A 13120-nucleotide genomic window follows, 5' to 3' on the forward strand; every position below is an offset into this window, starting at 1 on the left:
TGGCCCAGCCTATGAACAAGAGCATCCAGCGGCTGGTGGCCGCGGCCGTCGTCGGCCTCGTCGTCGGCGCAGCCCACGCGCAAGGCGGGCTGCGGCCCGAAGTCGGCAAACCGCTGCAGGCGGCGCAAGATCTGGTGAAGGCCGGCAAGTTCCGCGAGGCTCTGGCCAAGGTGCGCGAGCTCGACGCCGTGGGCGGCAAGACCGCCGCCGAGACCAACACGATCGAACGCATGCGTCTGGCCGCTGCTTCGGGTGCCGGTGATGCCGAGACCGCGTCGCGCGCGTTCGAAGCCATCAGCGCCTCGCTGGCAGGCCCCGACAAGCTGCGCATGATCGAGTCGATCGCCGGCACCTACTACCGCTCCAAAGACTACGCGAAGGCCATGCAGTGGTACCAGCGTTACTTCAAAGAGGGCGGCACGAGCAGCGCCAACCGAACGCTGCTGATCCAGACCCAGTACCTCTCTGGCGACTTCGCTGGCGCCAGCAAGGAACTGATGGCCGAGATCCAGGCCGCTGAGAAGAACGGCACGGCACCGGCCGAGGATCGCATCAACCTGCTGATGAACGCCGCGGTGCGCCAGAAAGACATCGCCGGCGAGACCTTCGCGCTCGAACGCCTGGTGAGCTACTACCCCAAGAAGGAATACTGGGTGACGCTGTTGAACCGCCTTCAGCGCAAGCCGAACTTCTCGGACCGGTTGGTGCTCGACACCTACCGCCTGTCGCTGGCCACCGGCAGCATGAGCAGCGCCAGTGACTACATGGAGCTCGCGCAGCTCACTGTGCAGGCCGGCTACCCGGCCGAAGGCAAGAAGGTCGTCGACAAGGGGTTCGCAGCGGGCGTGCTGGGCGCCGGCCCGGAGGCCGAGCGCCACAAGCGTCTGCGCGATCTGGTCGAGAAGAAGGTCGCCGAGAAAGCGGCCGCTCAGGCCGAAGACGAAAAGCAGGCGCTCGCCGCGAAAGACGGCAACGCGCTGGTCGAGGTGGGCATGGGCCTGGTGTTCAACGGGCAATCGGCCAAGGGCCTGCAACTGATGCAGCAGGGCATCGCCAAGGGCGGACTGAAGCGCCCCGAAGACGCCAAGCTGCACCTGGGCATCGCGCAGGTCGCGGCGGGCGACAACGTGAAAGCGCAGGCCACTCTGCGCAGCGTGACGGGCAACGACGGCACGGCCGACCTGGCTCGCCTGTGGACGCTCTACGCGAAGCGCGCCAAGGCCTGAGGCAGGGCGAAGCGGCGGCTCGCGCCGCCGCCGCAGGGCTTACTTCGGCGCGAGCCGGATCGCGCCGTCGAGGCGAATCACTTCGCCGTTGAGCATCTCGTTCGTGACGATCTGGTGCACCAGCTTGGCGTAGTCGGCCGGCGTGCCCAGGCGGCTCGGGAACGGCACGTTGGCGGCGAGCGCGTCCTGCACTTCCTTCGGCATCGTGAACAGCATCGGCGTGCCGAAGATGCCTGGCGCGATCGTCATGTTGCGGATGCCGTTGCGCGCCAGGTCGCGCGCGATCGGCAGCGTCATGCCGACCACGCCGCCTTTCGACGCCGAATACGCCGCCTGGCCGATCTGGCCGTCGAAAGCGGCGACGCTCGCGGTCGAGATCAGCACGCCACGCTCACCGGTGGGCTCGGGTTCGTTCTTGCTCATCGCCTCGGCGGCGAGGCGGATCATGTTGAAGCTGCCGACCAGGTTGACGCTGATCACCTTCGCGAACGTGTGCAGAGCGTGCGCGCCATCCTTGCCCACGGTCTTGGCGGCGGGCGCGATACCGGCGCAGTTGACGAGGCCCACGAGCTTGCCCAGCGACACCGCCTTCGCGACCGCTGCCTGGCCATCGGCCTCCTGGCTCACGTCGCACTTCACGAACGCGCCGCCCAGATCGGCCGCGAGCGCTTCGCCCTTGTCGGCCTGCAGATCGGCGATGACCACTTTGGCGCCGTTCGCGGCCAGCATGCGCGCCGTGCCCTCGCCCAGACCCGAAGCACCCCCCGTGACGATGAAAACCTTGCCTGCGATGTCCATTGGAAACTCCGGAAAACCTGTGCGGTTCAGCCCAGCGCGGCGAGCGCGCGGCTGGTGATTTCTTCGACGCTGCCGGTGCCGCTGATCTTGCGGTAGCGCGGCGCATCGGCCGAGCCGCTGTCGGCCCACTTCGAGTAGTAGTCGACCAGCGGGCGCGTCTGGCTCTTGTAGACGGCCAGACGGTTGCGCACCGTTTCTTCGGCATCGTCGACACGCTGGATCAGGTCTTCACCGGTCACGTCGTCCTTGCCCGCCACCTTGGGCGGGTTGAACTTGAGGTGGTACGAGCGCCCCGAGGCCACGTGCACGCGCCGGCCGCTCATGCGTTCGATGATGGCTTCGTCGGGCACGTCGATCTCGAGCACGAGGTCGAGCTTCACGGCGGCCGCTTTCATCGCATCGGCCTGCGGCAGCGTGCGCGGAAAACCGTCGAACAGAAAACCGTTGGCGCAGTCGGGCTGCGTGATGCGTTCCTTCACCAGGCCGATGATGATGTCGTCGCTCACGAGGCCACCCGAGTCCATCACCTTCTTCGCCGCGAGACCGAGTTCGGTGCCGGCCTTGACGGCCGCGCGCAGCATGTCGCCGGTCGAAATCTGCGGAATGCCGAAGCGTTTGCAGATGAATGTGGCCTGCGTACCCTTGCCCGCGCCAGGGGCGCCCAACAGGATCAGTCTCATGGGTGTCCTCGTTCTGCCTCGTTCTGTTTTGTGTGCGCAGACCAGGCTGTCGCTGGCCGGCCCGTGCATGCCTCGCGACGAGAATAACATGCACCCCCCTGCGCCAAACTGACGCCGCGGCCGCGCCGCTGAGCTCGCCTGATCAGGCGAACAAGGCACGCACGCGCGCCAGATCTTCGGGGGTGTCGACACCGGGCCCGGGCCGCGTGTCGCTCACATGCACGACGATGCGTTCGCCGTGCCACAGCACGCGCAACTGCTCCAGCGCCTCGATGCTTTCGAGCGGGCTCGGCGGCAGGCTCGGAAAACGCCGCAGAAAGCCGGCGTGGTAGGCGTAGAGGCCGATGTGGCGCAAGGCCGCGGGCGAAGGCAGGGCGTCGCGGCCCGCGGCGCGCGCATCGCGCCACCACGGGATCGGCGCGCGCGAGAAGTACAAGGCGTTCTGCGCCGCGTCGAGCACGACCTTCACCACGTTGGGGTTGTCGAACTCGTCCATCGTGTCGATGGCGTGGGCCGCGGTGCTCATCACGCAGTCGGGCCGCTGGCTCAACAGTTCGGCACAGGCGTCGATCAGCGACGGGTCGATCAGAGGCTCGTCGCCCTGCACGTTGACCACGACACTCTGGCCGTCCAGGCCGAGCAGCGTGCAGGCTTCTGCCAGGCGGTCGCTGCCGGTCGCGTGGTCGACGCGGGTCAGCAAGGCCCGCACGCCGTGCGCTTCGCAAGCGTCGACGATCTCGGCATGGTCGGCGGCCACGACCACGGCACTCGCTGCCGACAGCAGGGCGCGCTGCGCGACCCGCACGATCATCGGCACACCGCCGATGTCGGCCAGCGGCTTGTTCGGCAAGCGCGTCGAGGCCAGCCGAGCCGGCACGAGCACGGTAAAACTCATGCGGCTGCAGGCGGCGCGGCGTCGATCGAACGGGCTTCGCTCTCCAGCATCACCGGGATGCCGTCACGCACCGGGAACGCGAGCCCGTCGGCGCGGCACACCAGTTCCTGCTGCGCCTGCAGCGGCGGGCGAAGGTGCTCGAGCGGGCCCTTGCAGAGCGGGCAGACGAGCAGGTCAAGCAGTCTGGTTTCCATGGTTGGGTCGGGGCACGGGTTGGGGTGGGGCGGGCAACAAGGACATCAGTTCGGCTTCGAAAGCCGCGGGGAGCGCGAAGTCTAGCGCCGCGACCCAGACGCGTGTCGCGCCGACGCGGTCAGGGTCGAGCTTGACCGCGTCCTTTTCGGTCAGCACCACGTCGGCCGTGCCGGCAGGCCAGGGCAGCGTGGCAAAACCATGGTGGTCGGGCAGGGGCAGCGGGCTGATCTGCAGGCCGTGCTGGCCGAGCATCTCGAAAAAACGATTCGGGCGCGCCACGCCGGCCGCTGCCACGAGGGGCCGGCCGCGCAATGCGTCGAGCGCGGCCTTCGACGCGGCCTGCCCGCTGCGCCACGCCGCGAGTTCGATCACGCCCGCGAGCGAGCGCTCGGCAACGCTGCCGGGCAGGGGCGTCGAGGCGGCCGCTGCGTTGTAGAGCACGACGCTGCGCGCCGGCACCGTGGCCGGCAGCGCTTCGCGCAGCGGCCCCGCCGGCAACAGCCAGCCATTGCCCGCACCACGCTCGTCGAACACCAGCACCTGCGCGTCGCGGGCGAGTTGCAGGTGTTGCAGGCCGTCGTCGCTCACCACGATGTCGACGGCCGGGTGCGCCTGCAGCAGGGCGCGCGCGGCGGCAGCACGGTCGCGTCCCACGACCACCGGTGCGCCGGTGCGCCAGCGCATCAACAAGGGCTCGTCGCCGCAGTCGGCGGCCGCCGTGCTCGGCTGCACGTCGAGTGCGTCGTCGCTGGCGCGGCCATAACCGCGCGAGACGATGCCCGGCGTGAAACCGCGGCGGTGCAACAGCGCCACGACCGCCATCACGGTCGGGGTCTTGCCCGCACCGCCGACGATCAGGTTGCCGACCACGAGCACCGGCACCGGCAGGGGCTGCGCGCGCAGCAGCCCGACCCGATACAGCGCCTTGCGCAGGCCCGTGAGCGTGCCGAACAACCAGGCCAGTGGCAGCAGCGCGACCGCCAGCGGGCCACGCCCGAGCCACGCACGCTCCAGCCGGTGCAGGGCCGGGGCGTCGGTGTTCAAGCGGGGTTCGCCGCGACCGGGCGCGCGTTCAGCGCGCCTCGCCGCCGGACGAAGTCTGGGTCGCGAAAGCCAGGCGCGGCAGGTTCGCGCGCCGGGCCGCGTCCATCACGTTGACCACGCTCTGGTGCGCGGCGGTCGCGTCGGCCGAGACGATCACGACCATCTCGGTCGAGCCGGCGGCCGCGGCCGCGAGTTCGCTCGCCAGCAGCTCGACGCTGCGGCCGTCGACCGGCTTGCGGTTCACGGTGTAGCGCCCGTCACCGGCGACCGAAACGATGATCTCGCGCTGGCGCTCGCGCGCTTTGTCGGCATTGGCCACCGGCAGCGTGATCTGCAACTCGGTGAACTTGGAATACGTGGTCGACAGCATCAGGAAGATCAGCACGACCAGCAGCACGTCGATGAACGGGATCAGGTTGATCTCGGGCTCTTCGAGCCGTTGCTTGCGGAAATTCATGGCCATCGTCGGTGCGCACTCAGACGGCGTGCCGGGGTGCCGCAAAACGCATCAGATGCGGCACGAGCCGGTCGGCGGCTTGTTCCATGTCGAGCGTGTACGACTCGACCAGGCCGCGGAAGTAGCGGTAGAACATCAACGACGGGATCGCGATCATCAGGCCGAAGGCGGTGTTGTAGAGCGCGATCGAGATGCCGTGCGCCAGCATGGCGGGGTTGGTGCCACCGCTCGGCGCTTGCGAGCCGAAGATCTCGATCATGCCGATCACGGTGCCCATGAGCCCGAGCAGCGGTGCGGCCGAGGCGATCGTGCCCAGCGCGTTGAGGTAACGCTCGAGCCGGTGCACGGCAGCGCGGCCGGCCGATTCGAACGCACCGCGCAAGGCCGACTCGGCGATGCGAGGCTCGGCGATCACGGCACGCAAGCCTGAGGCCAGTACGCTGCCCAGCACCGAGTTGTCGGCGAGCTTGTTGATCACGTCGGCGGCCGGCAGGCTGGCGCGCGTGACCGAGAGCACTTCGTCGAGCAGGCGGGGCGGCGCGACACGGGCCACACGCAGGCTGGAAAGGCGCTCGAGCACCAGCGCAAGCGCGGCGATGGAGCAGATGAGAAGGGGCCAGATGGGCCAACCGGCGGCTTGTATGATCGAAAACAATCGGTGCCTTTCGAGCGTCACACGGGGGATTTCGGGACGCGCGATTATGGCCTGAAGGGGTGCCGATTCCCGGGCCGCGTTGATTGCTGTGCAGCGCGGTTTCCACAGTCGGCGCGGGTGCTCGAGAGCCGTCAGCCGCACGATCCACCGCAACTGTGGATAACTTTGTGGGCAACCCGGTGCCACCAGGCGCCAAGGCGCCAAAACGCGTGGCCTGCAACAGATTGCTCAAAAGTTAAGCAGTGAAAATACGTTGAAAATCAATACCTTGCATCATCATGACAAGACCGTGACAGGCAAGATGCCCGCGCCGGCCTTGCGTGGCGCGGTTGTGGAGTTCTCGGCCCGCGCCAGCATTGGGTTTGCCGATGATTGAGGGTGGCGGCAAGAGCCTTTCGCGCAGCGTCTGGGGCGTCGCGACGCTGGTCCAGGAGCTCGCGCAAACCCTGCTTGCGCGTTTCAGCATGTGTGCTGTACGAGGCGAGATCTCGGGCTTCTCGCGTGCCGCCAGCGGCCACTGCTACTTCAACCTGAAAGACGCCGACGGCGGCAATGCGCTGCTGCGCTGCGCCATGTTCAGGCGCGCTGCGAGCCTGCTCGACTTCACGCCGGCCGACGGCCAGCTGATCGAGTTGCGCGGCCGCCTCACGGTCTACGAGCCGCGCGGTGAGCTGCAGCTGGTGGTCGAAGGCATGCAGCGTGCGGGCGCGGGCGCGCTGTACGAGCAGTTCCTGCGGCTCAAGGCGCGCCTCGAGGCACAAGGCCTGTTCGACGCCGGCCGCAAGCGCAGCCTGCCGCCGCATCCGCGCCGGGTCGGTGTGGTCACCTCGCTCGGTGGCGTGGTGCTGCACGACGTGGCCACCTCGCTGGCGCGGCGTGCGCCGCACGTGGCCTTGATCGTCTACCCGAGCCTCGTGCAAGGCCCCGACGCGCCGCAGGCCCTGTGCCAGGCGATCGAACTGGCGAGCAGGCGGGCCGAGGTCGATGTGCTGATCGTGTGCCGCGGTGGCGGTTCGATGGAAGATCTCTGGGCCTTCAACGACGAGCGCGTCGTGCGCGCCATCGCCGCGGCGAGCATGCCGGTCGTGAGCGGCGTGGGGCACGAGACCGACACCAGCCTCAGCGACTTCGTGGCCGACCTGCGCGCGCCCACGCCCACGGCCGCCGCCGAGCTCGTCACACCAACCACGCGCGAGTGCATCGAGCAGCTGGGCGCCCAGGCGAGCCGCATGGCACGCACGGTGCAGCAAGCACTGAACCAGCATGCGCAACGCCTCGACCGGGCCGCGCTGCAGCTCGCGCGGCCGGCCCAGGCGCTGCGTGACCAGCACCAGCGTCTGAGCCTGCTGGCGCAGCGCCTGCGCAGCAGTGCGGGCCACACGCACGCCGTGCGGCTGGGCCGCGCGGCGCAGGCGCAGATCGACTTGAAGCGTGCGTCAGAAGGCTTGCTGGCACAGCGGCGGCAACAACTCGCGGGCCTGGCCGTGCGCCTGCAGTCGGTCGACCCTCAGCGGGTGCTGGCGCGCGGTTATGCCTGGCTGGCCGACCCCGCGGGTCGTGCGGTCGTCTCGGTGCAGCAGATCGGCGTGGGCGCCGAGTTGCGGGCCGTGCTGGCCGATGGTGCGGCCACCGTGCAGGTCACCGACGTGTCGGGCTCGCCGGCACGCTGACCGTGGCGCCGGTGGGGCGTCTTCAAGCTGCCTACAATGCTTTTCAGCACGTCACCAACCCGAAGAGGACTCCATGGAACACACCCTGCCCGCACTGCCTTACGCCCTCGACGCACTCGCGCCGCACCTGAGCAAGGAGACGCTCGAGTTTCACCACGGCAAGCACCACAACGCCTACGTCGTGAACCTGAACAACCTGCAGAAGGGCACCGAGTTCGAATCGATGAGCCTCGAAGAGATCATCAAGAAGTCGAGCGGCGGCATCTACAACAACTCGGCCCAGATCTGGAACCACACCTTCTTCTGGAGCTGCATGAAGCCGGCCGGCGGCGGTGAACCCAAGGGCGCACTGGCTGCGGCCATCACGGCCAAGTGGGGCAGCTACGCCGCTTTCAAAGAGGCCTTCGTGAAGAGCGCGGTCGGCAACTTCGGTTCGGGCTGGACCTGGCTCGTGAAGAAGGCCGACGGCAGCGTCGACATCGTCAACATGGGCGCCGCCGGCACGCCGCTCACCACCGCCGACAAGGCGCTGCTGACGATCGACGTGTGGGAACACGCCTACTACATCGACTACCGCAACCTGCGCCCGAAGTGGGCCGAGACCTTCATGACCTCGCTCGTGAACTGGGACTTCGTGGAAGCCAACTTCAAGTAAGACTCCGCGCTCCGAACGAAAAAAGGGCCGGCATTCGCCGGCCCTTTTTCGTGGTGCGACAGCGTCAGGGCCTGAACGGTGCGCCCTGCAGCTTCGAGCCCGCTTTCAGCCCGCGCTTGGCGAACCAGCCCTGGTTCATCTCGAGCACGAAGCGCACGGGCTTGGCCGAGCAGTGGCTGTCGAGCGTCTGCGGTTTCATGTCTTCGATGTTGACGATGCTGCCGTCGTCGGCCACGAACGCGGCCGAGAGCGGCAGCAGCGTGTTCTTCATCCAGAAACACTGCTGGCCCGGCACCTCGAACGCGAACAGCATGCCTTCGTTGGCCGGCATCGTCGGGCGGAACATCAGGCCGATGCTGCGTTCGTCGGGCGTGCGCGCGAGCTGGGCCTGAATGAGGTGCATGCCGGCGTTGAGCTGGATCATCTCGAGCTTCTGCGGCGCGTCTTGCGCCTGCGCGGCCGCGCCCAGCAGTGCGGCGAGAAGGGGCAGGGCAAACGTCTTGAGAGCGGTCATGGCGGCGGGGCGAAGTGAGGCATCAATTATCAACGCGCGACCCGGCCGTCGCGGCCGACAGGCCGGCCCGCAGCGGGGTTGGCAGCCACGTCGCTGGACTAGAATCTTCGCTCCCCGAGAGACCCCATCACTGCGAGCGGAGACCCATTCCATGTACCAGCACATCCAGGTGCCCCAAGGCGGGCAGAAGATCACCGTCAACGCCGACTTTTCGCTCAACGTGCCCGACCAGCCGATCATCCCGTTCATCGAAGGTGACGGCACCGGCGCCGACATCACGCCCGTGATGATCAAGGTGGTCGACGCCGCGGTCGCCAAGGCCTACGGCGGCAAGCGCCAGATCCACTGGATGGAGGTCTTTGCCGGCGAGAAGTCGACCAAGGTCTACGGCCCCGACGTGTGGCTGCCGGCCGAGACGCTCGAGGCGGTGAAGGACTACGTGGTCTCGATCAAGGGCCCGCTGACCACGCCGGTGGGCGGTGGCATCCGCTCGCTGAACGTGGCGCTGCGCCAGGAACTCGACCTCTACGTGTGCCTGCGCCCGATCCAGTATTTCGCCGGTGTGCCTTCGCCGGTGAAGGAGCCGGCCAAGACCAACATGGTGATCTTCCGCGAGAACTCCGAAGACATCTACGCCGGCATCGAGTTCGAGTCGGGCAGCGACAAGGCCAAGAAGCTGATCAAGTTCCTGGTCGAGGAAATGGGCGTCAAGAAGATCCGCTTCCCGGGCACCTCGGGCATCGGCATCAAGCCGGTCTCGAGCGAAGGCACCGAGCGCCTGGTGCGCAAGGCCATCCAGTACGCGATCGACAACGACAAATCGTCGGTCACGCTGGTGCACAAGGGCAACATCATGAAGTTCACCGAAGGTGGCTTCCGTGACTGGGGCTACGCGCTGGCGCAGAAAGAGTTCGGCGCCGAGCTGATCGACGGCGGCCCGTGGATGAAGTTCAAGAACCCGAAGAGCGGCAAAGACATCGTCATCAAAGACGTGATCGCCGACGCCTTCCTGCAGCAGATCCTGCTGCGCCCGGCCGAGTACTCGGTGATCGCCACGCTGAACCTGAACGGCGACTACGTGTCCGACGCGCTCGCCGCCCAGGTGGGCGGCATCGGCATCGCCCCGGGCGCGAACCTGTCCGACTCGATCGCGATGTTCGAAGCCACGCACGGCACGGCACCCAAGTACGCCGGGAAGGACTACGTGAACCCCGGTTCCGAAATTCTCTCGGCCGAGATGATGCTGCGCCACATGGGCTGGCTCGAAGCCGCCGACCTGATCATCAGCTCGATGGAAAAGTCGATCGAGTCGAAGAAAGTCACCTACGACTTCGCGCGCCTGATGGACGGCGCGACGCAGGTCTCGTGCTCGGGCTTCGGGCAGGTGATGATCGACCACATGTGACGAGCGCGGGGCGCGCGACCGCCGCGCTTGCCGGGGTGATGGACATCGCACGGCGCGAGGAGTAACTTCACTCTCCCGCTGCGCGAGGAGACTCCGATGCCCGTCACCGCCGTGAGACGTTGTCTGCAGGCGCTTGCCGCCGCACTCTTCTGCGGCGTCGCGGCCGCGCACCCGCTCGACCCGCTCACCGCCGACGAGATCGTCGGGGCCGCCAGCGTGCTGCTCGCCGGCGGTGCGGCGCAGCCCGGGGCCATCTTCCAGAGTGTCGAACTGCGCGAGCCGCCCAAGGCCACGGTGCTCGGCGGCGGCGCCGGTGACCGGCAGGCCACCGTGTTCTGGCGCCAGAACAAGCAGAGCTTCAAGAGCACGGTCAACCTGCGCAGCGGCAGCTTCACGCCGCGGCAGTTGATCCCGCGTGGCCAGGGCCAGCTCGGCTTGACGATCACCGAGGTGGTCGACTTCAGCTTCGCCTTCCAGGAACCGGCTTTCCTGCGCGCGCTCGCGCTGCGCGGCATCCGCACGCCGCAACAACTGCAGCAGGTGCTGGTCACGCCGCTCACACCCGGCAGTTTCGGGCTGCCCGAAGAGCAGCGCCGCATCGTCAAGGCGCAGATGTACTACACCGAGGGCGCGAGCATCAACCTCTATGCGCGGCCCATCGAAGGCCTGCAGGCCATCATCGACCTCGACGACAAACGTGTGCTGCAGGTGCTCGACAGCGGCGTGGTGCCGGTGCCGCCCGCCACGCACGAATTCGACGAAGCCAGCGTCGCCGCGCTGGTCGGGCTGCGCCCGGCGCTCAAGCCGCTGCGTGTGACTCAGCCCGAAGGCGCCAACTTCCGTATCGACGGCAACTTCATCGAATGGCAGAAGTGGCGCTTCCACGTGCGTTTCGAGCGCCGCGCCGGGCCGGTCATCTCGCTCGCCAGCTTCAACGGCCGCTCCGTGCTCTACCAAGGTTCGCTGGCCGAGATCTTCGTGCCGTACCAAGACCCGAGCGCGAACTGGTACTATCGCACCTACATGGACGCCGGCGAATTCGGCTTCGGCCTGCTGGCCTCGCCGCTCGTTCCGGGGCTCGACCTGCCGGCCAACGCCGTGTTGCTCGACGCGCTGGTGGCCGCGGCCTTGCCCGACCCGAGCGTCCCGGTGGTGCCACTGCCCTTGCCACGTGTGGTGGGCGTGTTCGAGCGCCTCACCGGCGACCCGGCCTGGCGCCACTTCGAGAGTTTTCGCGGCCGCTACGAAGGCCGCGCCGCGGTCGAGCTCGTGGTGCGCAGCATCTCGCAGGTCGGCAACTACGACTACCTGATCGACTGGGTCTTCACGCAAGACGGCGTGCTGCGCGCCGAGGTGGGCCTCACTGGCATCGACGCGCCCAAGGCGCTGGCCGGCTCCATGCCGGGCGAATACAACAACCGCTTCAGCACGCCGATCGCACCGCAACTGGTGGCACCTAACCACAGCCACCACTTCAGCTTCCGGCTCGACGTGGATGTGGACGGCCCGCTCAACAGCTTCATGCTCGGCAAACTGAAGCAGGTGCCGGCGCCCGGGCCGCGGCGCAGCGTGTGGATGCTCGACGAAGAGATCCTGGCCAACGAAGGGCAGGGCGCGCTCGAGCACGAGCATGCGGTGTGGCGTGTCATCAACCCGAACCGCCGCAACGCCTTCGGCCAACCCACGGGTTACCAGATCGAGAGCCACGACTACGAGGAGCCCTTGCTTGCGGCCGCCGACTACAAACGCGCCGCCTTCATCGCCCACCCGCTGTGGGTCACCGCTCACGACCCCGACGAGCGCTACGCGGCCGGCGACACGCCGAACCAGAACCCCGGCTCGCCGGGCCTGCCTGCCTTTCAGGCCGACCATCAGAGCCTGGTGAACCGCGACCTTGTGCTGTGGGTGACCATGGGCCACCACCACGTGACGCAGGCCGAAGACTGGCCGGTGATGTCGATGAAGAAAATGCGCTTCGAGTTGCGGCCGGCGAACTTCTTCGACCGCAACCCGGCGCTCGACCTGCGGCGTGCGCCTTTCGAGGTGGTGACGCCGGCGCGGTAGTTCGCGTAGTTCGTGCAGCCCAGCTCTCAGCCCCGCGCGCGCACCGAAAGGCTCTGTGTCGCCCGGCCGATGAGCCCGGTTTCGTCGAAGAGTTGCGACTCGGCCAGGCCGCAGCCGTTGGGTGCGAGCAGGGTGCGTGCGTCGAGGCAGACCCATTCGCCGATCGGGCGGCGCAGCAGGTTGACCGTGAGGTCTGAGTTGACGAAGGTGTAGCGCGCGAAGTCGAGCACCGCCGACGTGCCGTTGCCCGAGTCGGCGGCCACGGCCACGCGCTGGTAGCCGCTCGGCTCTTCACCTTCGACCAGCGGCCGCTGCAAGCGGAACCAGGCAGCGCAGCGGCTGCGGAAGAACCTGCCGCTGGCGACGCGGTTCTCGACCAGGTCGGCATAGCCCCGCAGACCGCTCTCGAAAGGCATGCGCTGCGGCGTGCTCTCGGTGGGCGGCTGCGGTGCCTGGGGCAACGGGTGCCCGTCCATCGTCTCGGGCAATGCGAGCTCTTGTTCGCGCTGCGCGAGCGCCGTGAAACGTGCCAGCTCCTTGCCCTCGCCCAGCAGCCGCGCCGAATAGTGCGCTGCGTTGCGCCCGGCATAGTCGGTCGTGACCTCGATCTCGAGCTCGGCGATCGGCACCGGCCTGAGCAGGTTGGCGGTGAGCCTCCCGATGTGGGTGAGGCCGTGTTCACGCGCAGCCGCTTCGATGGCCCGGCACACCATCGCGATGGGCGGGCCGGCGTGCTGATGCTGCGGGTTCCAGGGGCCACGCGTCAGCTCGCTGGCACGCACGGTGCGGCTCGACACCACGGTGTAGGCGGCGCGTGGCAGAGGCGTGGTGTCGAGAACGGGTTCGGTGTTCATGGTCTGAT

15 protein-coding genes are annotated in these 13120 nt (G+C 67.9%); 6 read left to right on the plus strand and 9 right to left on the minus strand.

What is annotated here, in order from left to right; all coding sequences use genetic code 11:
- Positions 1–11 precede the first annotated feature (11 nt).
- On the plus strand, positions 12–1226 hold the full coding sequence (locus tag AC30PD_RS01860; RefSeq protein ID WP_489533931.1) for a hypothetical protein: 1215 nt from the start codon (positions 12–14) through the stop codon (positions 1224–1226).
- Positions 1227–1265: 39 nt separating this feature from the next.
- Here AC30PD_RS01860 and AC30PD_RS01865 read toward each other — a convergent pair whose 3' ends face one another.
- From AC30PD_RS01865 to AC30PD_RS01895, 7 genes are all read right to left on the minus strand, one after another.
- Positions 1266–2024, minus strand: coding sequence for a 3-hydroxyacyl-CoA dehydrogenase (locus AC30PD_RS01865; protein WP_489533932.1), 759 nt, complete (start codon positions 2022–2024; stop codon positions 1266–1268).
- A gap of 26 nt (positions 2025–2050) precedes the next feature.
- On the minus strand, positions 2051–2704 hold the full coding sequence (gene adk / locus AC30PD_RS01870; protein ID WP_489533933.1) for an adenylate kinase: 654 nt from the start codon (positions 2702–2704) through the stop codon (positions 2051–2053).
- 142 nt (positions 2705–2846) lie between these two features.
- Positions 2847–3599, minus strand: a complete 753-nt coding sequence (gene kdsB / locus AC30PD_RS01875; protein WP_489533934.1) for a 3-deoxy-manno-octulosonate cytidylyltransferase — start codon at positions 3597–3599, stop codon at positions 2847–2849.
- The gene (locus AC30PD_RS01880) at positions 3596–3793 is read right to left on the minus strand and encodes a Trm112 family protein (RefSeq protein ID WP_489533935.1); all 198 of its coding nucleotides are present in this window, start codon (positions 3791–3793) and stop codon (positions 3596–3598) included. The genes kdsB and AC30PD_RS01880 overlap by 4 nt, the downstream gene beginning before the upstream one ends.
- On the minus strand, positions 3774–4838 hold the full coding sequence (lpxK, locus tag AC30PD_RS01885; RefSeq protein WP_489533936.1) for a tetraacyldisaccharide 4'-kinase: 1065 nt from the start codon (positions 4836–4838) through the stop codon (positions 3774–3776). The genes AC30PD_RS01880 and lpxK overlap by 20 nt, the downstream gene beginning before the upstream one ends.
- A 28-nt stretch (positions 4839–4866) precedes the next feature.
- On the minus strand, positions 4867–5295 hold the full coding sequence (locus AC30PD_RS01890; RefSeq protein ID WP_489533937.1) for an ExbD/TolR family protein: 429 nt from the start codon (positions 5293–5295) through the stop codon (positions 4867–4869).
- 19 nt (positions 5296–5314) lie between these two features.
- On the minus strand, positions 5315–5950 hold the full coding sequence (locus tag AC30PD_RS01895) for a MotA/TolQ/ExbB proton channel family protein (RefSeq protein WP_489533938.1): 636 nt from the start codon (positions 5948–5950) through the stop codon (positions 5315–5317).
- Positions 5951–6203: 253 nt separating this feature from the next.
- Here AC30PD_RS01895 and AC30PD_RS01900 point away from each other — a divergent pair, with 253 nt between their 5' ends.
- The 3 genes from AC30PD_RS01900 (at position 6204) to AC30PD_RS01910 (ending at position 8275) form a co-directional block, all read left to right on the plus strand.
- Positions 6204–6326 (plus strand): hypothetical protein, encoded by a 123-nt coding sequence (locus tag AC30PD_RS01900; RefSeq protein ID WP_489533939.1) that lies wholly within the window; start codon positions 6204–6206, stop codon positions 6324–6326.
- Positions 6319–7620, plus strand: coding sequence for an exodeoxyribonuclease VII large subunit (gene xseA, locus AC30PD_RS01905; protein WP_489533940.1), 1302 nt, complete (start codon positions 6319–6321; stop codon positions 7618–7620). Before AC30PD_RS01900 ends, xseA begins: the two co-directional genes overlap by 8 nt.
- Before the next feature lie 73 nt (positions 7621–7693).
- Positions 7694–8275 (plus strand): superoxide dismutase, encoded by a 582-nt coding sequence (locus AC30PD_RS01910; protein WP_489533941.1) that lies wholly within the window; start codon positions 7694–7696, stop codon positions 8273–8275.
- 64 nt (positions 8276–8339) lie between these two features.
- On the opposite strand, the gene AC30PD_RS01915 is transcribed toward AC30PD_RS01910, so the two are convergent.
- A complete protein-coding gene (locus AC30PD_RS01915) occupies positions 8340–8789 on the minus strand; it encodes a DUF192 domain-containing protein (RefSeq protein WP_489533942.1) in 450 nt (149 codons plus the stop codon).
- Between the two features lie 151 nt (positions 8790–8940).
- On the opposite strand from AC30PD_RS01915, the gene icd reads away from it, so the two are divergent.
- Together icd and AC30PD_RS01925 are read left to right on the plus strand one after the other, a co-directional pair.
- A complete protein-coding gene (gene icd / locus AC30PD_RS01920; protein ID WP_489533943.1) occupies positions 8941–10194 on the plus strand; it encodes an NADP-dependent isocitrate dehydrogenase in 1254 nt (417 codons plus the stop codon).
- A 96-nt stretch (positions 10195–10290) separates the two neighbouring features.
- On the plus strand, positions 10291–12258 hold the full coding sequence (locus tag AC30PD_RS01925; RefSeq protein ID WP_489533944.1) for a copper amine oxidase: 1968 nt from the start codon (positions 10291–10293) through the stop codon (positions 12256–12258).
- 26 nt (positions 12259–12284) lie between these two features.
- On the opposite strand, the gene AC30PD_RS01930 is transcribed toward AC30PD_RS01925, so the two are convergent.
- Positions 12285–13112, minus strand: coding sequence for a thioesterase family protein (locus tag AC30PD_RS01930; RefSeq protein ID WP_489533945.1), 828 nt, complete (start codon positions 13110–13112; stop codon positions 12285–12287).
- Between the last annotated feature and the right edge of the window lie 8 nt (positions 13113–13120).

The organism is Rhizobacter sp. (genome assembly GCF_032229685.1).
GTDB lineage: Bacteria > Pseudomonadota > Gammaproteobacteria > Burkholderiales > Burkholderiaceae_C > LMDS01.